This is a genomic window from Streptomyces dangxiongensis (assembly GCF_003675325.1).
GTDB lineage: Bacteria > Actinomycetota > Actinomycetes > Streptomycetales > Streptomycetaceae > Streptomyces > Streptomyces dangxiongensis.
Genome location: NZ_CP033073.1, coordinates 4,932,729 through 4,959,660 on the forward strand (window position 1 = coordinate 4,932,729; position 26,932 = coordinate 4,959,660).

The window sequence follows — 26,932 nt, forward strand, 5'->3', positions numbered from 1 at the left end:
GCACGTCTGCGCGTGACCCCGCGCGGGTCGTCCTGCCGATCTCCCTTCACTTCCGGCACGACGAGACCCCCGGAGGGCTCAGCCATGTCCGTTGTCAGTCACCTGGTCGAGCAGCTCGCCCACCTGCTGACCCCGCTCTTCCACGCCTCCGCGGCAGCCGCCGCGATCGTCCTGTTCACCGCCCTCGTACGGCTCCTCGTCCACCCCCTGTCCCGGGCCGCCGCCCGTGGCCGGCGCGCCCGCGCCGCGCTCCAGCCGAGAGTCGCCGCGCTGCGCGCGAAGCACGCCGGCGATCCGCGGCGCCTCCAGCAGGCGGTGCTGGACCTGCACGCCGAGGAGAAGGTCTCGCCGCTCTCCGGCCTGCTGCCCGGCCTGCTCCAGCTCCCCGCCTTCTTCGTCCTCTACCACCTCTTCTCCAGCTCGACGGTCGGCGGCGAGAGCAACGGCCTGCTCACCCACCGGCTCCTCGCGGCACCGCTCGGCGGACGCTGGTCCGACGCGCTCGCCGACGGCGGGGTGTTCGGTCCGGCCGGGCTGGTCTACGCCGGCCTGTTCGTCCTCGTCGCGGCCGTCGCCGCCGTCAACTACCGGCGTGCCCGGCGGACGATGGCCGAGCAGCCGATACCGACGGGTGCGGGTGACGCGGTGCCAGGTCTCGGCGCGGTCACCCGCGTGACGCCGTTCCTGTCCTTCTTCACGCTCGTCACCGTCGCCGTCGTCCCGCTCGCCGCCGCCCTGTACGTCGTCACCAGCACGGCCTGGAGCGCCGCGGAACAGGCCCTGCTGGCCCGCTGAGCGGGCCCGGCTGTCCTGCGGAACGGACCCCGCCGTTCCGCTGGGCAGGCCATGGCCGTGGCCATGGTCATGGACACGGTCCGGCCGGGCCGGTCCCGGTCCAGTCCGGGCCGACCCGGTCCAGTCCGTGAACAGGGTCTTGCGAAGTGGACGGCGGAATTGGAGGATCGTCCAGCCCTTACGGCGGCCGCACCCGCCGGCCGGGCGCCCGCGATCGAGGGAGATTGTGACCATGAAGCTGCTGCGAGTCGGTACCGCAGGGGCCGAGCGCCCCGCGCTGCTCGACGCCCGGGGGACCCTCAGGGACCTGTCCGGCCTCGTGGACGACATCGACGGCGCGCTCCTCGCCGACGACACCGCGCTCGGCCGGGTGCGGTCGGCGGCCGAGGCCGGTGAGCTGCCCGCGCTCGACGCGACCGGACTGCGGATCGGGCCCCCGGTCGGCCGCATCGGGAAGATCGTCTGCATCGGGCTCAACTACCACGACCACGCCCGCGAGATCGGCGCCGAACCGCCGCCCGAGCCGGTGGTGTTCCTCAAGGCGCCGGACACGGTCGTCGGGCCGCACGACACCGTGCTGGTGCCGCGCGGCTCGGTGAAGACCGACTGGGAGGTCGAACTCGCGGTCGTCATCGGCCGTACGGCCCGCTACCTGGAGACGGCGGAGGAGGGGCTCGCGCACGTCGCCGGGTACGCGGTGGCGCACGACGTCTCCGAGCGGGAGTACCAGATCGAGCGGGGCGGGACCTGGGACAAGGGCAAGAACTGCGAGACGTTCAACCCCCTGGGCCCGTGGCTGGTGACGGCCGACGAGGTGCCGGACCCGCAGCGACTGCCCCTGAGGCTGTGGGTGAACGGAGAGGTGCAGCAGGACGGCACGACGGCCGAACAGATCTTCCCGGTGGGCGAGGTCGTGCGCTACCTCAGCCGGTTCATGACGCTGTACCCCGGAGACGTCGTCAGCACGGGGACACCGGCCGGGGTGGCCATGGGCCGACCCGAGCCCAAGCCGTATCTGCGGGCCGGGGACGTCGTGGAGTTGGAGATCGAGGGGCTCGGGCGGCAGCGGCAGGAACTCAAGGACGCCTGAGCCCCCACGGTCAGACGGACAGGAACTTCTCCAGGGCCTCCACCACCAGCCGGTGGTCCTGGAGTTGGGGCAGGCCCGAGACCGTCACCGCGCCGATGACACCCACGTCCTCGACCCGGACCGGGAAGGAACCGCCGTGCGCCGCGTACGTGTCGGGGTCCAGGCGGGAGGAATCCTCGAACGTCGTGCCCTTGGCGCGGAAGCGGGTCCCGACCAGGTAGGAGGAAGCGCCGTAGCGCTCCACGACCCGGCGCTTGCGGGCGATCCAGGCGTCGTTGTCGGGCGTGGAGCCCGGCAGCGCCGCGTGGAAGAGCTGCTGGCCGGCGCGGTGGATGTCGATGGCGACCGGTGCGCGGCGCTCCCGCGCCAGCTCCACCAGGAGCGAGCCGAGCGCCCAGGCGTCATCGTGCGTGAACCGGCGGAAGACCAGGCGGCGTTCCTGCGCCTCCAGCTCCTCCGGGCTCGGGGTGGTGTCGGGGGTGGTCCGGGGCTGGGTCATCAGAGGGTCACCGTCACCTTGTCGCGGGCGGACCTGCGGGCCGCTTCCAGTACGTCGAGCGCGGCGGCGGCCTCCAGGGCCGTCACCGGGTTGGGGCCGGCGCCGGTCACGGCGGCGGCGACGGCCGCGTAGTAGGCGGGGTAGTCGCCGGGGAGCGTCGGCACGGGGGTGCCGCCGCCGGTCAGCGGGGACTCCCCGGAACCGACCCGGCCCCACAGGGCCTCGTCCTCCGCGCCCCAGTCGGGGGTGCTGCCCGGACGGCTGCCTTCGCGCAGGGCCGCCTCCTGCGGGTCCAGGCCGTACTTGACGTACCCCGCACGGGAACCGAGCACCCGGAAACGGGGGCCTAGCTGGGCGGTCGTCGCGGAGACGTGGAGGTGGGAGCGGACGCCGCTCGCGTGGGTGAGCGCGAGGAAGGTGTCGTCGTCGGCCTCGGCGCCGGGACGGCGGACGTCCGTCTCGGCGTAGACCTCGGTGACCGGGCCGAAGAGGACCAGGGCCTGGTCGACGACGTGGCTGCCGAGGTCGTAGAGCAGGCCGCCGATCTCCGCCGGGTCGCCGGACTCGCGCCAGCCGCCCTTGGGCCGGGGGCGCCAGCGCTCGAAACGGGACTCGAAGCGCCAGGCGTCGCCGAGTTCGCCGTCGGCCAGCAGTGCGCGCAAGGTCAGGAAGTCGTTGTCCCAGCGGCGGTTCTGGAAGACCGACAGCAGCAGGCCGCGCTCGTCGGCGAGGGCGGCGAGGCCGCGGGCCTCCGCCGCCGTACCGGCGACCGGCTTGTCCACGACCACCGGCAGGCCCGCCTCGAGCGCGGCCGTGGCCAGCGGTACGTGCGTCTTGTTCGGGGAGGCGACGACGATCAGGTCCAGCTCGCCGGCGCGGTCGAACAGCTCGTCGGAGGTGGCGGCGAGCCGGACGTCCGGGAACTCGGCGCGGGCCTGCTGCTGCCGCTCCGGCTGGGAGGTGACCACCGTGTCCAGGGCGAGGCCCTCGGTGGCGGCGATCAACGGGGCGTGGAAGACGGAGCCGGCGAGGCCGTAGCCGATCAGGCCGACGCGGAGGGGGGCAGTAGTCATGACTCCCACTTTGGCAACACTGTTGCCAAAGTGCAAGCGGCGGGGACAATGGGTCGCGTGAACAGGACGAGGAACGGCGGACCGGCGGGAGCGAATCTGGGCGCGGTGCGCAACCACAACGCCGCGCTGGTGCTCGGGCTGCTGCGGGACGCAGGGGCGGGGGGCATCAGCCGCCTGGAACTGGCCGAGCGCACCGGACTCACCCCGCAGGCCGTCAGCAAGATCACCGCGCGGCTGCGGGAGGCGGGCCTCGCCGCGGAGGCCGGACGGCGCGCGTCGACCGGCGGCAAGCCGCGGACCGTGCTGCGGCTGGTACCGGAGGCGGGGCACGCGGTGGGCGTACACCTGGACCGTGACGAGCTGCGGGTGGTACTGGCCGACCTGGACGGCACGGTGGTGGGGGAACGCCGGGCCGAACTGGACCTGGGCGCGGGCGCGCCGGCCGTACTGGACGCGGTGTACGGGGCGGTCGAGGGGCTGGCGGCGGAGAGGCTGGGCGGCGCGGCGCCCGACGACGGAGGGCTTGCCGGGGTCGGATCGTTGCTGGGGGTGGGGGTCGCGCTGCCCGGTCCGCTGGACCATACGCGCGGGGTACTGCACCGGGTCACCGGGTTCCCCGAGTGGGACGGCTTCCCGCTGCGGGACGCGCTCGCCGCGCGGCTGGGGGTGCCGGTGGTCGTGGACAAGGACACCAACGCCGCCGCGCTCGGACTGGCGGTCGGGAAGGAGCAGGGCGCCGCGGGTGACTCCTTCGCCTATCTGCACCTCGGCACGGGACTCGGTGCCGGGCTGGTGATCGGCGGGAGCGTGCACCGGGGGGCGCGGACCGGGGCCGGGGAGTTCGGACACCAGGTGATCCAGCTTGACGGGCCGCCGTGCGAGTGCGGCAACCGGGGGTGCGTCGAGGTGCTGTGCCTGCGGGCGGCGGCGCGGGGGGAGGTGGCCGAGGCGGCACGCGTCCTGGGGGTGGCGGCGGGCAACCTGGTGGGACTGCTGGACATCGACGTGGTGCTGCTCGGGGGCCGTACGGTCGCGGGCGCGCCCGAGGCGTACGTACGGGGAGTGGGCGAGGTGCTGGAGGCACGGGCCCGACGGGAGGGGACGCCCACCGGGGGCGTACCGGTGCGGGTCGCTCCGCGCGGCGAGCGGGCGGTGGCCGAGGGAGCGGCCCAACTGCTGCTGGCTCCCTTGTTCGGCCGAGGAGAGGCCTGACCGAGCGACACGAGCCCACTCCGTGGGGGCCCAGCCCGGCGCCCCCACGGCCGGTGGCCACCGCCGCGCGCCCCAACTCCAGTGCCCACGCGGGATACGCCCACGCCAGCCCCCCAGCGGCGCGGGGAACGGCGCGACCAGCCATGACGCACCCGAGGCCGAAAACGGTCGGCAACCCTCCCGTCCCGTCGACGCAACTCGCTCCGCTGATCGAGCGGATTCGGCCCCCACCCCGGAGTGGCGGCACCGAACCCCCCACCCCGCCCGGCATGGTCATGTGTTCATGCGACTGCGCACGCCCCTGTCCCTCTGCCTCGCCACAGGCGCCGCCACCGCCACCGTCGTCGTGCCCGTGTCGCCGGACGCCGCCTTCGCCGACGCGGCCCCCTCCTGCGCCGGCACCGACGCGCGGAACTTCCCGCTGGCCACCCGGATCCGCGGCGGCCCCGACGCCTACGAGGCGGGCGGCGGATACGGCACCTGGTACATCGACCTGACCAACACCACCCACCGAGCCTGTGCCCGTATCCACCCGGTCGTCGTCCCTGGCCGACGACCGGCGTGCCCTGCGGCCGGAGCAGTCCCAGCTCGACTTCTACGAGGGTTCCCGCGTCCGGCCGGTCACCTTCGAGAGCACCGACGCGCATGAACTGGTCGGCGTCCTCGACGGCGCCGGGTTCGACGGGTTCACCGTGCCCCCAGGAGGCACCGTCAGCGTCCGGGTCCGCCTCGCGCTCACCTCCGACGCGCAGGCCGGCCAGGTCACCGCCAACGCCGCCGCCGTGCAGCGCCGGGGGGAGGACGGGGACTGGGTGGGGGAGTCCAACACCTACCGCTTCTCGATCGGCGGGGGCGAGGAGGACGCGCAGGGCACCGGGGAGGCGACGGTCACGCCGTCCGGCAGCGCCCAGGCCAGCCCCACCGGCACCGCCACGCCGCCTTCCTCCCCGCCCTCCGCCCGGGAGACTCAGGCGGAAGAGGAGGCCGAGCAGGCCCAGCAGACGGAGGAGGCCGAGCAGACGGAGCAGGCCCAGCAGACGGAGGAGGCCCAGCAGGCGGAGGAGGCCCAGCAGGCGGAGGAGGCCCAGCAGGCAGGTGAGACGCAGGTGGCCCAGGTGGCCGAGGAAGCCCAGGAGGCCGGAGAACGGGCGCGCGAGCTGGCGCGTACCGGGCCGGCGCTGGCCCGAGGGCTGCTCGTGGCCGTCACGGCGCTGTTCGGCGTGGGCGTCGTCGCGTTCCTGCTGGTGCGTGGCCGCCGCCGCTGAGGACCACCGTGGACGCGGGAATCCGGCGAGGGGTCGACAGGACCCGGGGAGGCCGTGGGCGGGTGCGGCCTCTCGACGGCGGGGCAGGCCAAGCCGAGCGGGCGCCGGCCGCGCCTGCTCCGGTGACTGCCGGGTTCACTGACGCGCGCCCCGTCGGCCGGACGCGGCGCCGGCCCCGCCCCCCGGTGCGGCGACAGCCGCGACTCCCACGGTCATCGACCCACTGTCCGGGCTCCCCTGTCGGGGCTCTACGGCCCGGGCCCTACGGTCATCGACCCACCGCAAGGGCCCCATCGTCCGGGCCCCACGGTCTCGCCCCACCGCAAGGGCCCCACCGCCCGAGCCTCACCGCCCCAGGACCCGCTGCCCGGTGATCGGCAGGGTACGGATCACGCCAGGCTGACTAGGCTGGGGGCGTCGGTACGCCGTGGTTCCGGCGCCCCCGCTTCTCGCCCGTACGTACGTCTGGAGACGCTCAACATGGCAGACCGCAAGCCCATCGAGTCATGGCTCACCGACATGGACGGCGTCCTGATCCACGAGGGGGTGCCGATCCCCGGTGCCGAGGCCTTCCTGAAGCGGCTTCGCGAGTCCGGCCGGCCCTTCCTGGTGCTCACCAACAACTCCATCTACACCGCCCGTGACCTGCACGCGCGGCTGCGCCGCATGGGCCTGGACGTGCCGGTGGAGAACATCTGGACCTCGGCGCTGGCGACCGCCCAGTTCCTGAACGACCAGCGGCCCGCCGGCAGCGCCTATGTCATCGGCGAGGCCGGTCTGACCACCGCCCTGCACGACATCGGCTACATCCTCACCGACCACGAACCCGACTTCGTGATCCTCGGCGAGACCCGCACCTACTCCTTCGAGGCCCTGACGAAGGCCGTCCGCCTCATCAACAACGGCGCCCGGTTCATCGCGACCAACCCCGACAACGTGGGCCCCTCCGTCGAGGGCGACCTGCCGGCCACCGGCTCGGTCGCCGCGCTGATCACCGCCGCGACGGGCAAGAAGCCGTACTTCGTGGGCAAGCCGAACCCCCTGATGATGCGGGCCGGGCTGAACGCGATCGGCGCGCACTCGGAGACGTCCGCGATGATCGGTGACCGGATGGACACCGACGTGCTCGCCGGCCTGGAGGCCGGGATGCGGACGTTCCTGGTACTCAGCGGAGTGACCCGGCCGGACGACGTGGACCGCTACCCGTTCCGCCCCTCCCAGGTCGTGGACTCCATCGCGGACCTCGTCGACCTGGTCTGAGGCACGGCCCGCAAGCCCTGGCCCGCCCCGGCCCGGCCGGCCGAAACCCGGCCTCACCCGTTCGGAGCAGCGGGGCGCCCTCCTGGGATGCGTGGGCGTCCGGCGCGGGGGAGCCTCCTTGGTGACTGGAGGTTCACGATGGGCTCACTACGCCTCACTCTCTGCACCGGATTCCTGGCCGTGACCGCGCTCGCCCCGGCGGCCCACGCCGTCGCGGCGGACGCCGGCTCGGTCTCCGTGACCCCTGCCTCCCCGGCACCGGGCGCCGACGTCACCCTGCGGGTCAGCGGCTGCACGGGCCGGCAGGGCACCGCCGCCTCGGCCGCCTTCGTCGCCGACGCCCGGCTGGCCGGTGCCCAGGGGAGCCTGTCCGGCGAGACCCGGGTCCGCACCTCCATCGAGCCCGGCGCCTACGACGTACGCATCACCTGCGCCGATTACGCGATCACCGGCAGGATCACGGTGGCGCGGACGGGAGCCGGCCGACGCCAGGAGTCCGTCCGGCTGCCCGACGCGGCCGCCTCCCCCGTCGCCCCGGTCCCCGCGGGCGGCGGTGGCACCGCGCACTTCGCCACGGTGGCCACCAGCGGCTCCGGGCCCGGCACCGCGCAGGCGGCCACCGGTCTGGCGCTCGCCGGCATCGCCGCGGTCGCCGTCGGGCTCCGGGCCCGCCGGAGCCGCGGTACGCGTTGAGTCCCGCGATGGGCGACGACCACGGGCGCACCACCAACGCCGGGCGGCTCGTCACCGGACTGGCCTGGGCGGTGCTGCTGTTCGGGCTGTGGCTGTGGGGGCGCGGGGTGACGGGCGTGCCGCACAGCGCGGACGGCCCCGCCACGGGTGACGTCTCCGGCCTCGGCCGTCCCGCCGGCCCGGCCCGGCTGCCGCCCGCGGTGACCCCCCTGCGCGCCGCGTCGCCGCAGCGCCTCGACATCCCCCGGATCGGCGTCCAGGCCCCGGTGGTGGCCCGTGGCCTGGACGCCCGCGGTGCCGTGGACCCGCCGCCCTACGCCCAGCCGGGCGTGGTCGGCTGGTACGGCGCCGGTGCCACGCCCGGCGCCCGGGGCGTGGCCCTGCTGGTCGGCCACGTCGACACCCGGACCCGTCCCGCCGTCTTCTACCGGCTCAGCACCCTGAAGGCGGGCGGGACGGTCCGCGTGGTCCGCGCGGACGGCAGGGTCGCCGAGTTCACCATCGACGACATCCGGGTGCTGCCCCGTGAGGGCTTCGACGCCCGGCAGGCCTACGGCCCCCGCGAGCCCGGCCGCGCCGAACTGCGCCTGATCACCTGCGGCGGCTCCTTCGACCGGGCCAGCGGCAGCTACACGGCGAACGTGGTGGTCTCCGCCTATCTCACCGCCGCCGGCCGCTGAAGCTTCTACCGGTTGGCGGCGGCCACCAGGGACAGGCGGGTGCGGATGTTGCCGAAGTGGTCCCGTATGGCCCGTTCGGCCCGCAGGGAGTCGCCGGAGCGCACCGCGTCGAGGATCTCCCGGTGCTGGCGGCAGGTGACCCGCGGGTCCTGCGGCAGGTCCACCAGGTCCCGCTGCACCCGGTGGAAGGCGTCCCAGAACGCCTCCAGCACCTCGCCCAGCAGCACGTTGTCCAGCCCCCGGTAGAGAGTGGCGTGAAAGGCGCGGTCGGTCTCGGCGAGGCCCGCCCCCTCGGCGGCCTCCCGGTCCATGCGGTCCACGAGCGCGTCCAGTGCCGCCAGGTCCGCCTCCGGCAGCCGCCCGGCGAGCCGCGACACCAGTCCCGTCTCGACGGCCTCGCGCAGTTCGAGCAACTGGAGCAGGGAGTCCTCGCCGCGGCGGTGCCCGGCGACGGTCCGGAAGGCCAGCCCCTCGATCATCGGCGCGAACGACATCGCGCCGACGTACGTCCCGAACCCGTGCCGGATCTCCACGATGCCGACGGCCTGGAGCGCCTTCAGGGCTTCGCGCACCGAGTTCCGGCTCACCCCGAGGAGCCGCATCAGCTCGGGCTCGGTGGGCAGCGGCGCACCCGAGGGCAGCCGCTGGTCCACGATCAGTTTCTTGATCCGTTCCTGAAGGTCCCGGGCTGCCATGGCGAGAGGGTATCCGGCCATTGTGGGGCATGCGGAAGGCCCCCCGCTCGCGCGAGGGGCCTTTCCGGTCGGTGCGCCGCCAGGGACTCGAACCCCGGACCCGCTGATTAAGAGTCAGCTGCTCTAACCAACTGAGCTAGCGGCGCCTGCTGACGAAGAGAACTTTACCCGACCTGCCGGCGTGCTCCGCACCACCCGCGCGGGCGGTGCGGCCGGCCGTGGGGCGGCGTACATCATTCGGACCGTCAACATGCGCGTCCCGGCGACAGTTGGAAAACTGATCAACGTGCACACATGCGGACATATCACTCCTGGATGTGAGGCGGATCGCATGACCGCTCCGGTGTTCGAGGACGTGGACCCGGCGAGCGACTGCGACTGCCCCGGCTGCGTCCTGCGGCGGCGGACGGACTCCCGCCCGCGGCCCGCCCGCCTCGGCGGTCACCCGGCGGCCCGTGGGGTCGTGGTCGTGGCCGCCGCGTCCGCCGCCCTCGGCGCGGTCCCCCCGGCCGCCGCCCTCACCCCCGGCCACCCCCCGCACCGGCAGGCCCTGCCCGGCGACGGCGAGCCCGGCACCCCGCAGGGCACCAGGTCCCCGCTGCACGGACCGGCGGCGCGACCCCCTTCGGGGTCCACCGCCGCTCCCGTCCCGGCCACCACCCGGACCGAGATCGTCAACCGGGCCAGGACCTGGGTGGCCGCGCGGGTGCCGTACGGCATGGACGCCTACTGGCCCGACGGTTACCGGCAGGACTGCTCGGGCTACGTCTCCATGGCCTGGGGCCTGCCGGGCAACGAGTGGACGGGAAGCCTCGGCCGGTTCGGCGTGCGGATCACCAGAGAGGAACTCCGGCCCGGCGACATCCTGCTCCACCACAACCCGGACGACCCCCAGCGCACGGCCGGAGCGACGCCGGCCGGCACGACGACACCGGCGGCCTATCCGGGCGCGGCCTCCTTCGGGCCGGGCGCCGACAACGCGTACGTCACCCTGCTCGGCCGGATGCTGACCGCACGGGGCGCCGGCGCCTACTACGCCGACGGCCCGGGGCCGGTCTGGGGCGACGCGGACCGGCAGGCCACCCAGGCGTTCCAGCGGGCCCAGGGCTGGACGGGCGCCGACGCCGACGGGCTGCCCGGCCCGGCCGCCTGGGAGCTGCTCGCCACCGGCGAGGGCGAGGACGTCGGGGCCGGGACGCCCGGACCGGCCCGGCGACGGGCGCCCGGATATCCCGGCGGGCGCTGGTTCCGGCCGGGTGCGGCCAACGACCATGTCACCCGGCTGGGCGTGCAACTGGTGCGGAAGGGGTTCGGCCGGTTCTACCCGCTGGGTCCGGGTCCGCACTGGGGCGACGCGGACCGGCGGGCCGTGGCGGCCTTCCAGCGCGCCCAGGGCCGGCGGGGCGGCCCGGCGGACGGCTACCCGGGCCCCGACACCTGGCGCCGCCTGTTCGCCTGATCACCCCGCACCCCGCACCCCCGCACCCCGCGCCCCGCGCCCCGCGCCCTGAATCCCCGGCACCCACACCCCCCCGGCACCCACACCCCGGCACCACATCCCCCGGGCACTACCCCCCCTGCACCAACCCCCCTGCACCCCCCTGCACCAACACCCCCCGATCCCCCCCACGTAACGACACGCGTAAGACCCGTTCCCCCGTTCATGACGCATCTGGCGCGGAGGCTGGAGGCTCGCATGAGTACCACCACATCGCACACACCACCCGAGTCCGAGGGGTATCCGGACGGCGGCGCCGTGGGTCCCGTCACCCGGCCCGCCCGCCTCATCCAGAACGAGGCGACCACCGAGATCCCCGTCCATCTGCTCTTCCGGGACGATCCCGACCCGGTGCGGGCGCCGCTGAGGCCGGCCGTGGTGGCCCGCCGGCAGGGCACCGGCGAACAGCCCCGCCAGGGCCGCCCGGCCCCGGTGCGCAGGCGGCCCCAGGTGGAGGTCGACCCGGAGTTGGTGGAGCGCCCGGCGCGGGTGCTGCCCGGGGCGGCCGGGGTGCTCGCCGGAGTGTGCGGGCTCACCGGGTGCCTGACCGCGGCCTGGTGGGCGGGCCTGCTGCCGCCGCAGGCGTCGGAGGCGTTGCGCCTGCCGGCGTACGCGGGCGCGGGTCTCGGCCCGGCGCAGTGGGCGGCGTACGCCGGGGCCGGGGCGCTCGGCGCGTTCGGTTTCGGCGGGCTGACCCGGTGCCGGACCGGGCGGGCCTGGGTGCTCGGCCTGTTCGGCCGCTACCGGGGGACGGTCCGGCGCACCGGGCTGCTCTGGGTGAACCCGCTGGTGCGGCGCCGCCGGATGGACGTGCGGCTGCGGCACTGGCGCAGCGAGGCGATGGCGGCGGCGGATCCCGACGGGATGGCCCTGCGGGTGGTCGTGCTGGTGGTGTGGCGGGTGCGGGACACCGCGCGGGCCCTGCTCGGTGTCGAGGACCACGAGGGTTATCTGCGCGAGTGCGTGGAGGCGGCGCTGGCCCGGGTGCCGGTGGAGCCGGCGGGTGGGACGCGGGGCGGGGCGACGGCGGCCGGGGACGCGCTGACCCGGCTGGTGGCGGCGGAGACGGCGCCGGTGGGCGTGGAGGTGTTCTCGGTGCAGCCGGTCCGGGTGGAGTACGCCCCCGAGGTCGCTCCCGCGATGCACCGGCGCCGGATCGCCGCGCTGGACGCCCGGCAGCGGGCCAGCATGCTCAACTCGGTGGTGGACTCGGTGGAGGACACGGTCACCCGGCTGACCGTGCGCGGGCTGGTCGAACTCGACGACTACGAGCGCAAGGTGCTGGTCCGTGATCTGACGGTGGCGTTCTGCTCGGGGCGCGGGGAACCGGTCTAGCGCAATCGCCGATTGGTATGGACATGTTCAACTGTCGGCAATAACCTGAGACTTGGTCTAGACCTACCTGCACCAGCTCACCGAACTCCCCACGTTCTCCAGGAGCGGCAGCATGCGCACCAAGACCAAGTTGTCCGCAGTCGTGCTGGGCGCGGTGACCGCCGGAGCCTTCGCGCTCTCCACCGGCGGCGCCAGCGGGCACGGCTACACCGACCTGCCCATCAGCAGGCAGAAGCTCTGTCAGAACGGCACCGTGGCGAACTGCGGCCAGATCCAGTGGGAGCCGCAGAGCGTCGAGGGCCCCAAGGGCTTCCCGGCCGCCGGACCCGCCGACGGCCAGCTCTGCAACGCGGGACAGGGCCAGTTCTCCCAGCTCAGCGCGCCCACCACGCCGTCCGGCGCGGCCTGGCCGACCACGAGAGTGACGGGCGGTCAGTCCTACACCTTCCGCTGGCAGTTCACGGCCATGCACGCCACGACCGACTTCAAGTACTACGTCACCAGGCCGGGCTGGAACCAGAGCCACGCCCTCACCCGCTCGGACCTGAACCTCACCCCGTTCCTGACGGTGCCGTACAACGGCCAGCGCCCGCCGGCCACCCTCAGCCACAGCGGCACCCTGCCGACCGGGCTGAGCGGTCACCACGTCATCCTCGCGGTGTGGACGGTCGCCGACACCGGCAACGCCTTCTACGCCTGCTCGGACGTCACCTTCTGATCCACGTTCCGGAACGATCCGGAAACTGAGCTTCCCCTGAGGTCGGCGGACCGGCCGGTCGGATAGGTTCCGGCCACGCCGATCGACCGAAACGGCGTACCGACCTCGGGGGATCCTCATGCAATTGTTCTTCTACGCCGTGCCGAGCGTGATGCTCGCGGCCTTCGCGCTCGCCGCGTACCGCCTGGTGGCCCGCGCCCGGCGCATCAACAGGACGTGGGCGAACGGCATGACGGCCGAGGCGCGCTGCCTGCGCATGTACACGACGACCGGCGGCGGTGGCGGGGACACCTCCGTGCGCACCACCCTGCACCACGTCTACGAGTTCACCACCCGTGAGGGGCGCACGGTCCGCTTCGCCGAGAAGGACGGCCCCGCGACCGTCCTGGAGGGCGACTTCACGACCGTCCGCTACCTGCCGGACTCCCCCGAGCGGGCCACCGCGCTGCCGCCCGAGCCCGGCAGGCTCGCCGCCGGCACCGGCTGCCTGCTGGCCTTCCTCGGCGTGGCCGCCACCATCTGCGTCGGCTTCATGGTCCTCGCCCACACGATCTTCGCCGAGTCGGAGGGCCTGATGCCGTAGCCCTCCGGGGGCCGCCGGAAACGGCGAAGGGCCCCTCGCGCGAGCGAGGGGCCCTTCATCCGTGTGCGCCGCCAGGGACTCGAACCCCGGACCCGCTGATTAAGAGTCAGCTGCTCTAACCAACTGAGCTAGCGGCGCATGACTCCCGCCGTCCGCTTGGCGCGGCCGGCGACGAAGAAAATACTACCTGGTCCGGCCGGGTGCCGGTGACCACCCCGGGGCCGCCCGGGCACGCCCTCAGAGCGCCATCGAGAGCAGGACCGGGGCCGCGCTGCGGTTCAGGGTCCGCGCCGCCTGCCTGAGCCGGTGCGCGTCCCGCACCGGCAGCGACAGCGCCAGACAGCCCACCGAGGAACCCGCCGTGACCGGGACGGCCGCGCAGACCGTGCCGACCGCGTACTCCTGGAGGTCGAGCACCGGCACCGTCGGCGGCTGGGACTCCAGGCGGGACAGCAGCAGCTTGTCGCTCGTGATGGTGTGCGAGGTGAGACGGGCCATCCGGTGCCGGGAGAGGTGGTCGCGGCGGCCGTTGTGGTCCAACTGGGTGAGCAGGCTCTTGCCGACGGCGGTGGCGTGCGCCGAGCAGCGGAAGTCCACCCACTCGTTGACCGCCGGGGTGGCGGGCCCGGCGGCGTACTGGGTGACCCGGACCTCGCCGTCGACGTACCGGCTGAGGTAGACGGCCGCGCCGACCGCGTCCCGCAGCCGGTCCAGGGTGTGCTGGAGCTTGTCGCGCAGGGCCCGCTCCCGGCCGTGCGCCGAGGTGAGCCGGCGCAGGGTGTCGCCGGTGACGTACGCCCCGCCGGTGATCCGCTCGACGTAGCCCTCGCGGCGCAGCATGCGCAGCAGGGCGGTGAGCCGCCCGGGGTCGAGAGCGGTGCGGCGGGCCAGCTCGGTGTCGGTGACGCCGACGGGGTGGCGGGCCACCGTCTCCAGCACGCGCAGCGCGTCCTGGACGGAGTGGTACGGGGTGGTCGGCTCGATCCTCATGGCGCTCCCCCTCGGCCGCGATCCGGGTCGGCGGATCCTCACCACGATAGCCGTCGGACACCTCCCGGGAAGAGGGGCTTGGTGAGATCGCGTCCGTGCGTTCGACCGCCCGGCCGGTGGACGTCCGCCCGCCCGGCCGGGCCGCAGAGGGGGTGGCGGGTGCCGGAGCCGTCCTCCGGTGGCCGGACCTCGGCCCCTCCGCGAGCCGTACGACGCCCTGCGCGCGGAGCCGTTCCAGCAGGTCGCCGGCGCTCTTCCCGGACGCCGACGACACCCGCGTGCAGCCCGCGGCACCGAGTGCGCCGAGCGCCGCGATGCCCGTGAGCAGCGAGCGCCGGCTGCGTCTGCGCGCCGGCCGGAAGGTGTGTGCGTCGTCCCACGAGGAGCCTTGGCGGTGCGGCTACCCAAGTGGATCAGGGCCATGCGCCCCGCTCTCCCCGGCCGGCCGGGGCGTCACCGGCCCGCTCGCCGACGGGACACCGGGGGGCGCGGCCCCGGCTCCCGGCCGGCCGCACGCCCTTGACCTGCACGGCAACGGGGGAGGCGGTCCGTCCACGGACGCCGGGCCGCACGCGGGGGCCGGGCGCGCGAGCCGGGGCCGCCTCCACACAAACCGCACGGCGGGACCCCACGGCCGCCCCGGTTCCCGGCGGCCTCCGTCATTTCCTCCTCTCCCTGCCGGGTCAGTGACCGGGCACGTAACCGCGCGTCTTGTCGACCACGTTCGGCAACGGCCGGCCCGCCGCCCACCGCTCGTACGACGCCACGAACTGCACGCCCAGTTCGTCCCGCCAGCCGGCCGTGTCACCGCTCATGTGCGGGGACACGATCAGCCCCGGCAGCTCCCACAACGGGCTGTCCGCGGGCAGGGGTTCGGCGGCGAACACGTCCAGGGCCGCGCCCGCGATCCAGCGCCGGGCCAGCGCCCGGGCGAGAGCCTCCTCGTCGACCAGCCCGCCCCGGCCGACGTTCACGAAGAACGCCGAGGGCTGCATCACGCCGAACCGGTGCGCGTCGAACATGCGGTACGTCTGCCCGGTCAGCGGAGCCGCCGCGACGACCCAGTCCGCGCGGGCGATCAGCCGGTCGAGGTCGGCCGGGCCGTGCACGCCGGTCCGCGGCACCCGCCCGACCAGCGCCGTCGTCACGCCCAGGGCCTTCAGCGTGCGGGCGGTCGCCCGGCCGATCGGGCCGGAGCCGACCACGCACGCGCGCGTACCCGCCACCCGCCGGCCCTCCCGGTGCCGCCAGGTCCGCTCCCGTTGCAGCTCCAGGGTGCGCGGCAGATCCTTGGCGACCGCCAGGACGAGGGCCGCCACGTACTCGGCGACCGGCTGGTCGAAGACGCCGCGCGCGTTGGTGACCACCGTGTCGGACGCGGCCAGTTCCGGGCACATCAGATGGTCGACGCCCGCGCTCGCGGTGTGCACCCAGCGCGGCCGGGGCCCGTCGCCCGGCCAGGCCTCGCGCACCGCGTGCGAGGTGAAGTCCCAGACCAGCAGGACGTCCGCCGCCGGCAGTCGTTCGGCCAGGTGCGCGGCGTCCGTGTGCACGATGCGGGCGCGGCCGGTGAGACGGCCCAGCCGGGGCGGCGGATCGGCGTCGAGAACGAGGACGGTCGGCGTCATGCGGAGCGACTCCCGGCGGCTGGCCTGCGCGGACGGCCCACGCTCGCACCCGGCCCCACCCTCGTCAACACGGCCGTCACCGCCGTCCGTCGCCCGCACCGCCCGGCGCGTCCACAGCCGCGATGTGGGCAGCGCCGCGCCGAAGGGGTATCCGCACCATGAGGCCCTACCGCGCGCCGCCGCACACGGCTGTCCGCCCACGGCCCGTACCGCCCGACGCACAGCAGAAAGGCTGGACATGACCGCACTCGGACTCCTCTCCCCGGGCCACTTCGCCGAGGACGACTATCCACGCATCGAGCAGCTCCTGGGCAGCGACATCCGGGTGGACCTGGCGCACACCGGCATCGGCGAGGACACGCGCCGGGCGGACGCGCCGGGCGCGGCGGGTTCCGCCGACCGGCTCGCCGAGGGCGTGGCGGCGCTGCGGCTGGCCGGGGCGGAGGCGGTGGTGTGGGCGTCCAGCAGCGGCAGCTTCCTGCACGGCTGGGAGAGCGCCCACGAACAGGTGCGGACCCTGGCCCGGCTGGCCGGGATGCCGGCGTCGTCGACGTCGTTCGGCTTCGTGCACGCGGCCCGGGAGATCGGCGTCCGCCGGGTCGCCGTCGGCGCGACCTACCCGGCGGACGTCGCCGAGCTGTTCGCCGCGTTCCTGCGCGCCGGGGGCCTGGAGGTGACCGGGGTGCGGTCCTCGGGGACCGTCACGGCGGCGGAGGCCGCCACCTGGAAGGAGGAGGACGTGCTGACGCTGGCCCGCGCGGCGGACACCGCGGACGCGGAAGCCGTGCTGCTGCCGGACACGGCCCTGCACACGGCCGCCCACCTCCCGCTGCTGGAGAAGGCGCTGTCCAAGCCGGTCCTCACGGCGAACCAGGTCACGGTGTGGGAGGGGCTCAGGCTGGCGGACCGGCGGGTGAACGCGCCGTCGCTCGGGACCCTCTTCACCCGGGAACCCCGGGTCCAGGCGTAGCGAGCGCGCGGCCGGGGGGACGCCCACGGAATAAACGGAGACCGCCTCCTGTTGGCGGACGCGGGACAGCGCACGCCTGCCTTCCCGCGCCTGACAGCACGCCCGATCACAGGAGGCCCCCACCGTGTCCGCAGCCGAGGCAGACGAGATCCGGGGCACGACGCACGGAACCGCCCCCGTCCCCCTGTCCGTACTGGACCTGGTGACCGTCGGCGCGGGCAGCACCGCCACCGACGCCCTGCGCACCAGCGTCGCGCTCGCCCGGTTCACGGAGTCCCGCGGTTTCCACCGGTACTGGGTCGCCGAGCACCACTCGATGCCCGGCGTGGCCTCCTCCTCGCCCGCCGTGATCCTCGCCCACCTCGCCGCCCACACCGACCGCATCCGGCTCGGCTCGGGCGGCGTCATGCTGCCCAACCACGCCCCGCTGGTGATCGCCGAGCAGTTCGGCACGCTGGAGGCGATGGCGCCGGGCCGCATCGACCTGGGCCTCGGCCGGGCGCCGGGCACGGACGGCGCCACGGCCGCGGCCCTGCGCCGCAGCGACACCCTCGACGAGGGCGCCGACGACTTCCCGCAGCAGCTCGCCGAGCTGATCCGCTTCCTGGACGACGACTTCCCCGACGGCCACCCCTTCCGTCGTATCCACGCGATCCCCGGCCCGGTCCAGGGCACCGCGCCCGGCGGAGTGCAGTCCCCGCACCGCCCGCCGGTGTGGCTGCTGGGCTCCTCCGGGTTCAGCGCCCGCCTGGCCGGGATGCTGGGCCTGCCGTTCGCCTTCGCGCACCATTTCTCCGCGCAGAACACCCTCCCGGCCCTGGACCTGTACCGGCAGAGCTTCCGCCCCTCCCAGGCCCTCACCGAGCCGTACGCCCTCATCGGTGTCTCCGCGCTCGCCGCGGACGACGAGCGGGAGGCCCGCCGCCAGGTCCGGGCGACGGCGCTGAACATGGTCCGGCTGCGTACCGGCCGCCCCGGTCTGTTCCCCGACCCGCAGGAGGCCGAACGGCACGAGTTCAGCCCGATGGAGGAGGAGTTCGCCGCCTCCTGGACGACCAACATCGTGCACGGCACGGCCGACGAGGTCCGCTCCGGCCTGGACGACCTGCGCAAGCGCACCGGCGCCGACGAGCTGATGCTCACCTCGCACGCCCACCGCGGCGAACTCCGCCTGCGCTCCTACGAACTGATCGCGGACGCCTACGGGTTGCCGACCGCGTAGGTCTGCGCCTGAAGCAGTTCGGAGATACGGTCCGGCGGCACCGGGCGGGAGTACAGCCAGCCCTGCCCGGTGTCGCAGCCGATCCGGCGCAGCCGGGTGGCCTGGGCGGCGGTCTCCACGCACTCGGCGGTGACCGTCAGGCCGAGCCGGTGGGCAAGCTGGATCATCGCCTCCACGATGACCTCGTCGGCCGGGTTGGGGGCCAGCGCCTTCTTGTCGCCCTCGTACTGGAAGCCGCGCACGAAGGAGCCGTCCAGCTTCAGGACCGACACCGGCAGGCGGCTGAGGTAGGCGAGGTTGGAGTAGCCGGTGCCGAAGTCGTCGATGGCGATGCGCACGCCCATGTCGCTGAGGGCCTGGAGCGCCTGGAGCGGGCGGCCCGCCGAACCCATCACCGCCGACTCGGTCAGCTCCAGTTGGAGCAGACGCGGGGCGAGCCCGGTCTCGGTGAGGGTGCGCGCCACGTCGGCCACCAGGTCGGAGTCCCACACCTGGCGGACGGCCACGTTCACGCTGACGAAGATGGGCGGCTCCCCGGGGTTGTCCGTCTGCCAGCGGCGGGCCTGCCGGCAGGCGGTGGCCAGCGCCCAGCGGCCGAGCTGCACGATCGAACCATCCTCCTCGGCCAGTCCGATGAACCGATTCGGCGTCAGCATGCCGAACTGCGGGTGGTTCCAGCGCACCAGCGCCTCCACCCCGCTGAGCCGTCCGTCCCCCATGCCGACCAACGGCTGGTACTCCAGGACGAACTCGCCGCGCTCGATGGCGGGGCGGAGCGTGGACGACAGGGCCTGACGGGTCATGCGGTGGGCGTTGCGCTCGGGGTCGAACAGCGTCCAGCGGCCCTTGCCGTCGGCTTTCGCCCAGTACAGGGTCGTGTCCGCCGCCTGCATCAGACCGGTCGCGGAGGTTCCCGCCGCGTGCCGTTCGACGACACCGATGGACGCGGTCGACGACAGCCGCTGCCCGCCCAGGTCGAAGGGCTCCTCGAGCGCTCTCAGCGCAGACTCGGCGAGGTCGGCGAGCTGTTCGGTGCCGGTGGAGTCCTCCACCAGCAGGGCGAACTCGTCACCGCCCAGCCGGGCCACCAGGGGAGTGGCGGCCCGCGCGCGCCCGGCCTCGTCGGCGACCCGGGTCAGGCGCTCGGCGACGGCCGCGAGGAGCCGGTCGCCCAGACGATGGCCGAGAGTGTCGTTGACGGCCTTGAATCCGTCGAGGTCCAGATAGCACAGGCCGATCCGGCCGGTGCCGCTGCGCTCGTACGACTCCGCCTCCAGCGCGGCCGTCAGCCGCTCGAAGAACAGCGCGCGGTTGGGCAGCCGGGTCACCGGGTCGTGCATCTCCAAGTGCCGCAGTCTGGCCTGGAGTTCGCGGCGGGCGCTGATGTCGGTGGCCGACAGCAGCACGCCGGGTCCGCCGCCGGTCAGCGGGGTGACGGTGACCCGCACCCACACCGAGTGCCCCTCTCGGTGCTTGAGCCGCCGGGTGCAGCGCAGGCGGCCCTGCCCGCCGCGCAGCACCTCGCGGTAGGCGTGCCGGTTGCGGGCGTCCGAGGCCAACCCGACCAGGTCGGCGGCGGCTCGCCCGGTGAGCGTCGCCGGATCGGCGCCGATCAGCTCGCCGAAGGCGGCGTTGGCGCTGACGACGAGTCCCTCGGGGTCCACGACGGCCATGGCGAGCGGGGCGGCCGCGAACACACGGTAGTAGGGGGTTTGGTCACTGACTGTGACGGCTGACCGGTCGAGGTCTGCCGCGGGCGTCGGCCCTTCGGACGTTCCGCTCACCGCTCGCTCCCGCAGTGCACTCGATCTGTGTCCGTGCCGGAAAGTGTGCCGATCATAGAGGCTGGCCCCCCGCCCTTCCAGCCACTGTCCAGTGTCCCGGACCGGACACAGGTTCTGACAGATCGTTTCTGCCCGCACCTGGACGGGTTCTTCAAGCCTCCGACCAGTTGTGACGTTCCGTGAGTGTTTCGGGGTGTCGGGCGCCGGGGCACGCCGGCGTCCGACGGCGGCGCGCTCACCCTTCTGGTGCAGGCAAACGCGGCAAAGCATGACAATTACCAGCAATCTGAGTGCGGGTCCCCGAACCGCACCCGGAGGTCATGTCCGTGCCCAAGCTGCGCAGCACCGCCGCCGTGTTCACCACGATGTCGGCGCTCGCCGCGACCTCGATCCTCACCGGCCCGTCGGTCGCCGAGCCCTTCTCGACGGCCCCCTGCGCGCTGCACCGGACCGAGGCCCACCACTCCGAGGGCCTGGACACCTGGAACACCGCCTACGCCCGCCCCACCGGCACCGTGGACGCCGTCCTGGTCTTCCTCTCCTTCCCGGACGCCGCCCCGCGCACCAGCCCCGCCCAGCTCACCGCCGACCACTTCCCCGTCACCAGCCGCTTCTTCGCCCAGGCCTCCTACGGCCGGTTCGCCCTGCGCCCGCACCCGCTCCCGCGCTGGCTGCGCATGCCGCGCCCGTCGACGGCGTACGCCATGCGGCGGGACTGGAGTGCCGAGGACCGGGCCGCCTACCTGCGGGACGCGTTCGCCGTGGCCGACAAGCAGGTCGACTTCTCGCGCTACCGGGTCGTCTACCTCGTCGCCGACCCGGACGCGCCCGGCGTCGACTCCGACGCCACGAAGGTCGTCAACCTCGACACACCCCTGCACGTGGACGGCACCGGCATCCGCCGGGTCGTCACGGTGTTCGAGAAACACCCGCCGGACCGTCTCGTCCTCGCCCACGAGACCGGCCATGTCTTCGACCTGCCCGACCTCTACCACCGGCCCGTCGACGGCAAGGGCGACTGGGACACCTACGTCGGCGACTGGGACCTGATGGGCAGCCAGTTCGGCCTCGCACCCGACCTGTTCGCCTGGCACAAGTGGAAACTCGGCTGGCTGGACCCGCGCCAGGTGGTGTGCGTGCACGGCACCGCGCCGACCCGGCTCACCCTGGAGCCCCTCGCGGCCGGACCGGGCGTCGCGCTGCGGGGCACGGGCGGCGCACCCGCCTTCGGCCTCGGGCACGGCGCCAAACTGGCGGTGGTGCGCACCGGCCCGGACAGCGCCCTGGCCTTCGAGGCGCGCGGCACCGCCGGCAACGACCGCGCCTCCTGCCGGCAGGGCATCCTGGTCTACCGGGTGCGCGGCGGCGCCGAGTCCGGCGGCGGCCCGGTGGAGGTGGTGGACGCCCACCCGCACACCGAGGCCTGCTGGGAGAACTCGGTCTACCCGCCGCTGGCCGACGCGCCGGTCTCCCTCGGGGAGAGCTTCACCGTGCCCGGGGAGGGCGTGAAGGTGGAGGTGGAGGACCGCACGGCCTCGGGGGCGTGGACGGTGCGGATCACCCCGGCGCTGAGCGACTGAATCCCCGGCCGGCACGGGAACGAAAAAGGCGGGCCACCACCGGAACCTAACCGGTCGTGACCCGCCCTCGTCATGTGCGCCGCCAGGGACTCGAACCCCGGACCCGCTGATTAAGAGTCAGCTGCTCTAACCAACTGAGCTAGCGGCGCCTGCTGACGTCGTAGACCTTAGCATCCTGGTCGGCGGTAGGAAAAATCGATATGCGGACGGCCGCCCGCGCCGCCCGGACGGCCGCCCAGAGCACGATCTCGGGGCCGGGCAGCCAGGGGTGCCGGGTGTCGGGGGCGGCCAGCCAGCGGGAGGCGCCGGGGGTGTCGGTCCCGGCCGGGGCCGGCACGGTCACCGCGTCGCCGGTGCCGTGGCACAGCAGCGGCGGCACCGATCGCGTCCGCTGGGACCCCCACTCCTCCCAGGCCAGCAGCGAGGGCAGCCGCTGGGCCGTGCCCGGGGCGGTGAACAGCAGGGTCCGGCCCCGGAACACCGCGACGGGCCCCGATCCCGGACCCTCGTCCCACAGCCGGTCCAGCAGCCGGCGGCCGAAGGCGGCCGGGGCGCTGACCACGTCGAAGACGGTGCCGCAGGGCAGGACGACCGGGGCGTCCGGGCGCTCCTCCCAGAGGGCCAGGGTGCTGCGCGGGTACGTTCCTGCCGAGGCGAGCCAGGCGACGCCCTCGGAACTGACGCGGGTGACGTGCGGTGCGCTGCTCATGCGACCCAGGTGTACAGGCGGTGAGCGGACGGTTCTCCAGAGTTGCCGAAAGACGGGACAGCGGGTGGAGGGGAGGAGTATCTTGCCCGCCTGGCATATGCCTGGAAGGTACCCGCGGGGCCGGGCGCGGCTACCCGGGATCGACGGGCGTCCGCCCCTCGACGTTTCCTCGCAGCAGGTCCCGGCCGAACTCCACCATCTTCTTCGCGTAGTCCTCGGTCCACTCCGCCCGCTCGGCGATGTCCGCCGCCGTCAGCCGGTCGAACCGGCGCGGGTCGGCGAGCTGGGCCGCCGCGAGGGCCTGGAACTCCACGGCCCGGTCCGCCGCGGCGCGGAACGCCTGGGCCAGCTCCGTCGACCGCGCCAGCAGCTCCCGCGGATCCTCCATCGACTCCAGGTCGAAGAAGTGCTCCGGATCGGCAGCCGCCTCCGCGGGCTCGAAGAGCAGGGGCGCGGGGCGTAGCCGCGGTTCGTTACGACGCGGCGTGGGCTCCGCCATGTTGTGTCTCCTCCTCGTACGGTTCGCTGGGCACCACCATCAGGTGGGCCACCCTCCATTGTCCCGCGCCCCCGCAAGGGGCCGTCGGCACGCCGACGGCCCCCCGGACGGCCAGGTGCCGGGGCGGTGGTCAGGGGTGCCAGGGCACTCGGTGTTCGGCGAGGTGGGCCAGTACGGCGTGGTTGGCCTCCCAGCCGTCCGGGAACTTCACGAGCGTGCCGAGCTGGACCGGTTCCGTGGACGGGTAGTCGTCCAGGAGGTCGCTCACGCCGGCGCGGCAGACCACGATGCACGCGTGGCGGTGGCGGGAGGCCAGGACGCACAGGCGGCCGGTCTCCAGGTGGAACGCGGTGGCGTCGGGGCGGCCGGAGAGCGGGTGCAGGACGACCGTGACGTCGTACTCACGGCCCTGGAGGCGGTTCGCGGTGTCGACGGTCACGTCCGGGACACCGAGGTCGGCCAGGGCCGCGCGGACCGCCGCCGCCTGGTCGCGGTGCGCCGTGCCCACGGCGACCCGGTCGGCGGTGAGCGGGGTGGCGCCGCCCCCGGCCGCGGGACGCGGGGACGGGGGCGGCTCCGAGACCGCCGCACCGCCGCGGTCCAGCAGACGCCGGACCACCGCCGCCACCGCCCGCACCGCCTCCGGGTCCGTGCGCGGCGTGTGCCGGGCGGGCAGCTCCAGCAGGCCCCAGCCGGTCTCCGCGGCCTCGTCGATCACCCGGTCGGGGCCGGAGCCGTCGGAGGGGACCGCGAAGGTGAGGTGGCGGTCGCCGTGGTCCGTGCCGCTGCGGAACGGGGTGTACGGGTAGAAGGCGCGCGAGACCAGGGGGGCCGCCGAGGCCGGCAGGCGCCAGGACACCGGCAGGCGGTGCTGCGGCAGGCCCGGGTTGTGCGCCAGCAGGGTGGTGACCGCGGACGCCGACGGGTCGTACGACAGGCCCGCCCACTGGTCGCTGCCGACGGTCGCGAACGGGTCCAACTGGCCCGGGTCGCCCACGAACAGCGCCCGCTCGAACAGGCCGGCCACGGCGAGCAGGGAGTCCGACCGCATCTGGTACGCCTCGTCGACGATCGCGTGCCGCCACGGCTCGTCCACCGTCACGTGCGCCCACTTCGCGGCGGTGGAGAGCACCACCGGCAAGCCCTTCAGGTCGGCGGCCTTCGCGGACGTACGGACGTTCGGCAGGGCGTCCAGCGCCGTGTCGTACGGGTCGCTGTCGCTGCTGTGCAGGCGACCGACCGGCAGCTCGGGACTCTTCGCGGCGAGACGCAGGACGAGGTCGTCCACCTGGGCGTTCGTCTGGGCGACCACCATCAGCGGGCGGCCCGCGCCGGCCAGTTCCAGCGCCGCGCGGACCACCAGCGTGGACTTGCCGGCGCCGGGCGGGGAGTCGACCACCACGCCCCGCTCGGTGCCGTGCAGCGTGTCGCGCAGGATCGCGTCGGTGGCGCGGGCGGCCGCGGCCGCGGGGTCGAAGCCGACGGTCGTCACAGCACGTCCTCCTCGGTCACGGTGTCGGGCGTCTCCGCCACGGGCTCGCCCGGCGGGCCGCCGTGCGTCCACGGGGTCTCCTCCGGGCCGGGCAGCTTCGCGCCGCCCCGCTGCTCGTGCTCGAACAGGGTGAAACACACCCGGTCGCCCTTCTCGGGCACCGACCCGGGCTCGGGCTCCTTCCCGCGGCCCATCCGGTCCAGGATCCGCAGCACCAGCACGCCCTCGTCCGCGGCGCCGGCGAACTCCGCCGACTGCGCCCTGCCGCCCACCGAGCGGTACACCCGGGCCCGCTCCCCGAGATGCGGCCGGTCCTCCGTGCGCACCGTCACCAGCGGACGCGGGCTCGGCCGTCTGCTCTCGCTGTACGCCATCACCACCTCGGTCACCTCACCCGCGAACGCCTCCCCGGCCAGCCGCCGCCCCGCCATCACCAGCGGATCGTCCAGCGCCTCCTGCGCCTCCAGGCGGGCCTGCTCGCGCTCGCGCGTGGCCAGCTTGTTCGCCGCCGTCACCGCGTCGTCCCGGCGCGGCTGCGGCGGCTCCCCGGCCAGCACCCGGTCCCGGTGTCCGGTGAACGACCAGCGGTCCCGCGTCCAGCGCTCCTCGACATGGGCGCCCTCCGGCAGCGCCCGCAACAGGTCCACACCCCGCCACACCGCGTCCCAGGTGGGCCGCGTACGGCTCTCGACGAGCGCGCGGACGTCGTGTTCGGCCGCGGTGAGCGCGGCCAGCCGGTCGTCGGCCTCCAACGGGTCCTGGGCGGCGGCCAGGGCGGTCCGCGCGCGGTCGTACCGCTCGATCGCCGGGGCCAGCAGCTTGTTGTCGAACGCCGGATCGGTCGCGGGGCCGGCCGGCGGGCACAGCAGGTGTCCGGCCGCGTCCCGCTCCAGCTCGGCCCGGCGCGCGGCCTGCGCGCCGCTCTCGCCCCCGGGAGGGTCGATCCAGGCGAGCAGGGCGCCCAGATGCTGGTCCTCCAGGCCGGACTGGCCGGTCGCCCAGTGCCGGGCCAGCAGGTCGGTGAGGGCCAGGAGCAGGGAGGAGCCGGGCACCCGGGACCGCTCGCCGTAGTGGGTCAGCCAGCGGCCGAGCAGCGGCACCCGGGGCGGCGCCGGGTAGGGCGCGTCCGGATCCTGCTCGGCGGTGCGGCGAAAACGCGTCGAGCGGCCGAGGAGCCGTACGAAGTCCAGGCCCGCGCGGCTCGGCACGATGAGCTGGGGCGCGTCCGCGCACAGCTCGGCCTCCACCTTGACCCGCTTGCCGGTCTCCGGATCGGTCTCCGTGCGCTCGGCCGGCTCCACCGACTCCGTGAAGGAGTCCAGGTACGGCAGGACGGCGTCGGCCAGGTCGGCGAGGAACGCGAAGCGCAGATCCCGGTCACGCGGCTGCGGTACGGCCAGCAGCCGGGGAGCGTCCCGGTCGGTGCCGACCAGTGCGCCGAGCGGGGCGCCCGTCTCACCGGCCGTGGTGAGCGGCACGAACACCAGCGGGCGGTCGGACAGATGCCGGTGCCGGACGGTCGCGGCGGGCTGCGCCCGGCCGCTGCCGACGGCTTCCAGCCGGGCGAGGGTGTCGATCAGGGACACGTGGCCACCTCCCGGGCGGCCGCCAGGGCCTCCGCGCGCAGCCGCGCCGCCCGGCGCAGGGCCACCACCGCCGGGTCAGCGGGGTCGCCGCTCTCGCCGCGGGCCGCCGCGAGGACCTCCTCGACCGTGGCCAGGCCGCCCAGTTCGGCCCGCAGGGGCCGGCCGAGGCGGGTGACGGCACCGGCCGCGCGGGCGCGTTCCCGGCAGTGGAAGGCGAGTTCGCAGGTGGACAGGCACTCGGGCGCGTACGTCGCCGGCACCGCCTCCACGGCCGCCGTCAGCTCCTCGGCGGGCCGGTCGGGCGCGAAGCACGTGCCCTCGGGCAGCGCGCCGGCGATCTCCTCGACGCGGGTCAGCCGGGCGAGCTGGCGGGCGGTGACCGCACGCTGCTTGCGGACGTCCACGGCGCGGCCCGCGGGCAGGTTGGAGAAGTCCTTCGGGCACACCAGCAGCACCCGGTGACGTACGCGCGGGGCGGGATCGAGACGGGAGGCGACGTCCTCCAGAGCGAGCACGTACACCGCCGCCTGCCGGGCCGCCGCGCCCACCTTCGACGGGTCCGCGGAGCCGTCCACCATCGGGAAGGACTTGATCTCCACCACCGACCAGCCGCCGTCCGGGTGCACCACCACCGCGTCCGGCTCCACGAACGCGAGCGAACCCGCCACGTCCAGGGCCAGCATCGGGTGGTCGAGGAGCGTCCAGCCGCCGGCCCCCCGTGTGGCCTCGCGCAGTGCCAGCGCCGTACGGGCCGTACGCCCCTGCGGGCCGTGCGCGGTCAGGTCCGGCAGGGCCGCCCCCGAAGGCGGTTCGGCGCCCGGATCGAGGTGGGCGTGCGCCAGGCGCAGCAGCTCCGCGCCGCCGTCCGCCTTCACCCGCGCCTCGAAGGCGTTGCCCCTGGTCAGCGCGAACTGCGACTGCCCGAAGCCGGACGGGGCGCCCAGCGCGGTGGCCAGCCACGCCTTGTCCACCCCGGCGCCGTCCAGGATCGCCCGCCGGGAACAGCCGGGGTTCGCGGCGAGGGCCGCGAGGGCGCGCGCGTCCAGGGCCTTGGCCGGGACGTCGGGACCGCGCAG

Annotated in this window: 25 protein-coding genes and 3 tRNA genes; 14 read left to right on the forward strand and 14 right to left on the reverse strand. The window is 74.6% G+C overall.

Going from position 1 to position 26,932, the window contains the following annotated elements; translation table 11 throughout:
- Positions 1 to 84 precede the first annotated feature (84 nt).
- A complete protein-coding gene (gene yidC / locus D9753_RS22175) occupies positions 85 to 795 on the forward strand; it encodes a membrane protein insertase YidC (RefSeq protein WP_121788574.1) in 711 nt (236 codons plus the stop codon).
- 232 nt (positions 796 to 1,027) lie between these two features.
- Complete coding sequence (locus D9753_RS22180) at positions 1,028 to 1,885, forward strand: fumarylacetoacetate hydrolase family protein (protein WP_121788575.1); 858 nt, start codon at positions 1,028 to 1,030, stop codon at positions 1,883 to 1,885.
- A 10-nt stretch (positions 1,886 to 1,895) separates the two neighbouring features.
- On the opposite strand, the gene D9753_RS22185 is transcribed toward D9753_RS22180, so the two are convergent.
- Both D9753_RS22185 and D9753_RS22190 read right to left on the reverse strand, forming a co-directional pair.
- A complete protein-coding gene (locus D9753_RS22185; RefSeq protein WP_121788576.1) occupies positions 1,896 to 2,384 on the reverse strand; it encodes a heme-degrading domain-containing protein in 489 nt (162 codons plus the stop codon).
- A complete protein-coding gene (locus D9753_RS22190) occupies positions 2,384 to 3,457 on the reverse strand; it encodes a Gfo/Idh/MocA family protein (protein ID WP_121788577.1) in 1,074 nt (357 codons plus the stop codon). The genes D9753_RS22185 and D9753_RS22190 overlap by 1 nt, the downstream gene beginning before the upstream one ends.
- A gap of 48 nt (positions 3,458 to 3,505) precedes the next feature.
- On the opposite strand from D9753_RS22190, the gene D9753_RS22195 reads away from it, so the two are divergent.
- The 5 genes from D9753_RS22195 to D9753_RS22215 all read left to right on the forward strand — a co-directional run bounded on the left by D9753_RS22195 (position 3,506) and on the right by D9753_RS22215 (position 8,567).
- Positions 3,506 to 4,669, forward strand: coding sequence for an ROK family transcriptional regulator (locus D9753_RS22195; protein WP_121788578.1), 1,164 nt, complete (start codon positions 3,506 to 3,508; stop codon positions 4,667 to 4,669).
- Between the two features lie 518 nt (positions 4,670 to 5,187).
- The gene (locus D9753_RS39070; RefSeq protein WP_338057987.1) at positions 5,188 to 5,934 is read left to right on the forward strand and encodes a hypothetical protein; all 747 of its coding nucleotides are present in this window, start codon (positions 5,188 to 5,190) and stop codon (positions 5,932 to 5,934) included.
- A 480-nt stretch (positions 5,935 to 6,414) separates the two neighbouring features.
- On the forward strand, positions 6,415 to 7,194 hold the full coding sequence (locus D9753_RS22205) for an HAD-IIA family hydrolase (RefSeq protein WP_121788579.1): 780 nt from the start codon (positions 6,415 to 6,417) through the stop codon (positions 7,192 to 7,194).
- A gap of 138 nt (positions 7,195 to 7,332) precedes the next feature.
- Positions 7,333 to 7,887 carry a hypothetical protein gene (locus tag D9753_RS22210; RefSeq protein WP_163010759.1) on the forward strand — a complete coding sequence of 185 codons (555 nt, stop codon included), beginning with the start codon at positions 7,333 to 7,335 and terminating at the stop codon, positions 7,885 to 7,887.
- An 8-nt stretch (positions 7,888 to 7,895) separates the two neighbouring features.
- Positions 7,896 to 8,567, forward strand: a complete 672-nt coding sequence (locus tag D9753_RS22215) for a class F sortase (RefSeq protein ID WP_121788580.1) — start codon at positions 7,896 to 7,898, stop codon at positions 8,565 to 8,567.
- 5 nt (positions 8,568 to 8,572) lie between these two features.
- On the opposite strand, the gene D9753_RS22220 is transcribed toward D9753_RS22215, so the two are convergent.
- Together D9753_RS22220 and D9753_RS22225 are read right to left on the reverse strand one after the other, a co-directional pair.
- Positions 8,573 to 9,262, reverse strand: coding sequence for a FadR/GntR family transcriptional regulator (locus tag D9753_RS22220; RefSeq protein WP_121788581.1), 690 nt, complete (start codon positions 9,260 to 9,262; stop codon positions 8,573 to 8,575).
- 72 nt (positions 9,263 to 9,334) lie between these two features.
- Positions 9,335 to 9,408, reverse strand: a tRNA-Lys gene (locus D9753_RS22225).
- Between the two features lie 185 nt (positions 9,409 to 9,593).
- Between D9753_RS22225 and D9753_RS22230 the strand changes: the two genes are divergently transcribed.
- From D9753_RS22230 to D9753_RS22245, 4 genes are all read left to right on the forward strand, one after another.
- Positions 9,594 to 10,721, forward strand: coding sequence for a peptidoglycan-binding protein (locus tag D9753_RS22230; protein WP_121788582.1), 1,128 nt, complete (start codon positions 9,594 to 9,596; stop codon positions 10,719 to 10,721).
- A gap of 237 nt (positions 10,722 to 10,958) precedes the next feature.
- Positions 10,959 to 12,095, forward strand: a complete 1,137-nt coding sequence (locus D9753_RS22235; protein ID WP_121788583.1) for an SPFH domain-containing protein — start codon at positions 10,959 to 10,961, stop codon at positions 12,093 to 12,095.
- Positions 12,096 to 12,207: 112 nt separating this feature from the next.
- Positions 12,208 to 12,813, forward strand: a complete 606-nt coding sequence (locus D9753_RS22240; protein WP_121788584.1) for a lytic polysaccharide monooxygenase auxiliary activity family 9 protein — start codon at positions 12,208 to 12,210, stop codon at positions 12,811 to 12,813.
- 118 nt (positions 12,814 to 12,931) lie between these two features.
- Positions 12,932 to 13,396 carry a DUF3592 domain-containing protein gene (locus D9753_RS22245; protein ID WP_121788585.1) on the forward strand — a complete coding sequence of 155 codons (465 nt, stop codon included), beginning with the start codon at positions 12,932 to 12,934 and terminating at the stop codon, positions 13,394 to 13,396.
- 64 nt (positions 13,397 to 13,460) lie between these two features.
- Here the strand turns inward: D9753_RS22245 and D9753_RS22250 are convergent.
- The 3 genes from D9753_RS22250 to D9753_RS22260 form a co-directional block, all read right to left on the reverse strand.
- Positions 13,461 to 13,534, reverse strand: a tRNA-Lys gene (locus D9753_RS22250).
- A gap of 99 nt (positions 13,535 to 13,633) precedes the next feature.
- Complete coding sequence (locus tag D9753_RS22255) at positions 13,634 to 14,386, reverse strand: IclR family transcriptional regulator (RefSeq protein ID WP_121788586.1); 753 nt, start codon at positions 14,384 to 14,386, stop codon at positions 13,634 to 13,636.
- 683 nt (positions 14,387 to 15,069) lie between these two features.
- Positions 15,070 to 16,014 carry a D-2-hydroxyacid dehydrogenase gene (locus D9753_RS22260; RefSeq protein ID WP_121788587.1) on the reverse strand — a complete coding sequence of 315 codons (945 nt, stop codon included), beginning with the start codon at positions 16,012 to 16,014 and terminating at the stop codon, positions 15,070 to 15,072.
- Positions 16,015 to 16,252: 238 nt separating this feature from the next.
- Here D9753_RS22260 and D9753_RS22265 point away from each other — a divergent pair, with 238 nt between their 5' ends.
- The gene (locus D9753_RS22265) at positions 16,253 to 16,984 is read left to right on the forward strand and encodes a maleate cis-trans isomerase family protein (RefSeq protein WP_121788588.1); all 732 of its coding nucleotides are present in this window, start codon (positions 16,253 to 16,255) and stop codon (positions 16,982 to 16,984) included.
- A gap of 124 nt (positions 16,985 to 17,108) precedes the next feature.
- Positions 17,109 to 18,206 carry an LLM class flavin-dependent oxidoreductase gene (locus tag D9753_RS22270; RefSeq protein WP_121788589.1) on the forward strand — a complete coding sequence of 366 codons (1,098 nt, stop codon included), beginning with the start codon at positions 17,109 to 17,111 and terminating at the stop codon, positions 18,204 to 18,206.
- Here the strand turns inward: D9753_RS22270 and D9753_RS22275 are convergent.
- Complete coding sequence (locus tag D9753_RS22275; protein WP_121788590.1) at positions 18,185 to 19,990, reverse strand: putative bifunctional diguanylate cyclase/phosphodiesterase; 1,806 nt, start codon at positions 19,988 to 19,990, stop codon at positions 18,185 to 18,187. The two genes, D9753_RS22270 and D9753_RS22275, sit on opposite strands and share 22 nt — an antisense overlap.
- Positions 19,991 to 20,310: 320 nt before the next feature.
- Between D9753_RS22275 and D9753_RS22280 the strand changes: the two genes are divergently transcribed.
- Complete coding sequence (locus tag D9753_RS22280; RefSeq protein WP_121791225.1) at positions 20,311 to 21,570, forward strand: M6 family metalloprotease domain-containing protein; 1,260 nt, start codon at positions 20,311 to 20,313, stop codon at positions 21,568 to 21,570.
- A 75-nt stretch (positions 21,571 to 21,645) separates the two neighbouring features.
- Here D9753_RS22280 and D9753_RS22285 read toward each other — a convergent pair.
- The 6 genes from D9753_RS22285 to D9753_RS22310 all read right to left on the reverse strand — a co-directional run bounded on the left by D9753_RS22285 (position 21,646) and on the right by D9753_RS22310 (position 26,932).
- Positions 21,646 to 21,719, reverse strand: a tRNA-Lys gene (locus D9753_RS22285).
- The gene (locus D9753_RS22290) at positions 21,710 to 22,279 is read right to left on the reverse strand and encodes a bifunctional DNA primase/polymerase (protein WP_121788591.1); all 570 of its coding nucleotides are present in this window, start codon (positions 22,277 to 22,279) and stop codon (positions 21,710 to 21,712) included. The genes D9753_RS22285 and D9753_RS22290 overlap by 10 nt, the downstream gene beginning before the upstream one ends.
- A gap of 130 nt (positions 22,280 to 22,409) precedes the next feature.
- Positions 22,410 to 22,778: a hypothetical protein gene (locus D9753_RS22295; protein WP_121788592.1), complete on the reverse strand. Its 369-nt coding sequence runs from the start codon at positions 22,776 to 22,778 to the stop codon at positions 22,410 to 22,412.
- A gap of 130 nt (positions 22,779 to 22,908) precedes the next feature.
- Positions 22,909 to 24,270, reverse strand: a complete 1,362-nt coding sequence (locus D9753_RS22300; protein ID WP_121788593.1) for an AAA family ATPase — start codon at positions 24,268 to 24,270, stop codon at positions 22,909 to 22,911.
- Entirely contained in the window at positions 24,267 to 25,856 is a 1,590-nt protein-coding gene (locus tag D9753_RS22305; RefSeq protein ID WP_121788594.1) for a hypothetical protein, read from the reverse strand. The genes D9753_RS22300 and D9753_RS22305 overlap by 4 nt, the downstream gene beginning before the upstream one ends.
- Positions 25,847 to 26,932, reverse strand: a complete 1,086-nt coding sequence (locus D9753_RS22310) for a hypothetical protein (RefSeq protein ID WP_121791226.1) — start codon at positions 26,930 to 26,932, stop codon at positions 25,847 to 25,849. Before D9753_RS22310 ends, D9753_RS22305 begins: the two co-directional genes overlap by 10 nt.

Bases quoted from the DNA above. Each gene is read 5' to 3' on its own strand.
- D9753_RS22185 (WP_121788576.1), bottom strand. From the start codon at position 2,384: ATGACCCAGCCCCGGACCACCCCCGACACCACCCCGAGCCCGGAGGAG.
- D9753_RS22290 (WP_121788591.1), bottom strand. From the start codon at position 22,279: ATGAGCAGCGCACCGCACGTCACCCGCGTCAGTTCCGAGGGCGTCGCC.
- D9753_RS22240 (WP_121788584.1), top strand. From the start codon at position 12,208: ATGCGCACCAAGACCAAGTTGTCCGCAGTCGTGCTGGGCGCGGTGACC.
- D9753_RS22230 (WP_121788582.1), top strand. From the start codon at position 9,594: ATGACCGCTCCGGTGTTCGAGGACGTGGACCCGGCGAGCGACTGCGAC.
- D9753_RS22195 (WP_121788578.1), top strand. From the start codon at position 3,506: ATGGGTCGCGTGAACAGGACGAGGAACGGCGGACCGGCGGGAGCGAAT.
- D9753_RS22180 (WP_121788575.1), top strand. From the start codon at position 1,028: ATGAAGCTGCTGCGAGTCGGTACCGCAGGGGCCGAGCGCCCCGCGCTG.
- D9753_RS22265 (WP_121788588.1), top strand. From the start codon at position 16,253: ATGACCGCACTCGGACTCCTCTCCCCGGGCCACTTCGCCGAGGACGAC.
- D9753_RS22295 (WP_121788592.1), bottom strand. From the start codon at position 22,778: ATGGCGGAGCCCACGCCGCGTCGTAACGAACCGCGGCTACGCCCCGCG.
- D9753_RS22210 (WP_163010759.1), top strand. From the start codon at position 7,333: ATGGGCTCACTACGCCTCACTCTCTGCACCGGATTCCTGGCCGTGACC.
- yidC (WP_121788574.1), top strand. From the start codon at position 85: ATGTCCGTTGTCAGTCACCTGGTCGAGCAGCTCGCCCACCTGCTGACC.
- D9753_RS22255 (WP_121788586.1), bottom strand. From the start codon at position 14,386: ATGAGGATCGAGCCGACCACCCCGTACCACTCCGTCCAGGACGCGCTG.
- D9753_RS22280 (WP_121791225.1), top strand. From the start codon at position 20,311: ATGTCCGTGCCCAAGCTGCGCAGCACCGCCGCCGTGTTCACCACGATG.
- D9753_RS22220 (WP_121788581.1), bottom strand. From the start codon at position 9,262: ATGGCAGCCCGGGACCTTCAGGAACGGATCAAGAAACTGATCGTGGAC.
- D9753_RS22235 (WP_121788583.1), top strand. From the start codon at position 10,959: ATGAGTACCACCACATCGCACACACCACCCGAGTCCGAGGGGTATCCG.
- D9753_RS22190 (WP_121788577.1), bottom strand. From the start codon at position 3,457: ATGACTACTGCCCCCCTCCGCGTCGGCCTGATCGGCTACGGCCTCGCC.
- D9753_RS22245 (WP_121788585.1), top strand. From the start codon at position 12,932: ATGCAATTGTTCTTCTACGCCGTGCCGAGCGTGATGCTCGCGGCCTTC.
- D9753_RS22215 (WP_121788580.1), top strand. From the start codon at position 7,896: ATGGGCGACGACCACGGGCGCACCACCAACGCCGGGCGGCTCGTCACC.
- D9753_RS22205 (WP_121788579.1), top strand. From the start codon at position 6,415: ATGGCAGACCGCAAGCCCATCGAGTCATGGCTCACCGACATGGACGGC.
- D9753_RS22260 (WP_121788587.1), bottom strand. From the start codon at position 16,014: ATGACGCCGACCGTCCTCGTTCTCGACGCCGATCCGCCGCCCCGGCTG.